1 protein-coding gene is annotated in these 253 nt (G+C 55.7%); it reads right to left on the bottom strand.

Annotation, left to right across the window (positions count from 1 at the left end; all coding sequences use genetic code 11):
- Window positions 1-188: DDE-type integrase/transposase/recombinase (locus GWC77_RS28675; RefSeq protein WP_367949138.1), on the bottom strand; the 188-nt coding region annotated here is incomplete at its 3' end.
- Window positions 189-253: the final 65 nt, after the last annotated feature.

The following is a 253-nucleotide window of genomic DNA, read 5'->3' as shown; positions in this document are numbered from 1 at the left end:
TTCATTTGGCCTTTGCGGATCATGTGCATGATCTCAATGCCGGCCAGGATGATGCGCGCGCACCGGAAATCCTTGAAGCCCATCATCGGTTTGATGATGCGTTTGATGGCACGATGGTCCTGCTCGAGGCTCTGTCGCATTAACGAGGACGAGTAGAATCGGTGCGAATTGAAACGCAGGACATCGATGATGGCAAAGACGAAGAAAGCTCGCTCAACGTTGCCCACCGGCGCGGGCAGCGTGCTGAAGCGGC

Source organism: Paraburkholderia sp. NMBU_R16, assembly GCF_013282575.1.
Taxonomy (GTDB): Bacteria; Pseudomonadota; Gammaproteobacteria; order Burkholderiales; family Burkholderiaceae; genus Trinickia.
This window is presented reverse-complemented; position numbering and strand designations above follow the sequence as displayed.